General features: G+C 70.3%; 1 protein-coding gene. It reads left to right on the forward strand.

What is annotated here, in order from left to right:
- Positions 1 to 263: ABC transporter permease subunit (locus tag SB751_RS31815; protein WP_410749249.1), on the forward strand; the 263-nt coding region annotated here is incomplete at both ends.

Raw genomic sequence — 263 nt, forward strand, 5'->3', positions numbered from 1 at the left:
GTGCGGTTTCGGGCGCGGCGACACGGTGCGCATCGGCGGCTGGACCACCGGCCTGCTGACGCCCTCGGGCCGCGCCGCGCTAGTGCTGCCGTCGATCACGCTGGCGCTGTTTCAGATCACGCTGATCATGCGGCTGGTGCGGGCCGAGATGCTGGAGACGCTGCGCACCGAGTTCATCAAATTCGCCCGCGCCCGCGGCCTGCCGGACCGGGTGGTGCATTTCCGGCCGGCGCTGCGCAATTGCCTGATGCCGGTCATCACCG

Source organism: Cupriavidus sp. SIMBA_020 (genome assembly GCF_046535395.1).
Classification (GTDB): Bacteria; Pseudomonadota; Gammaproteobacteria; order Burkholderiales; family Burkholderiaceae; genus Cupriavidus; species Cupriavidus campinensis.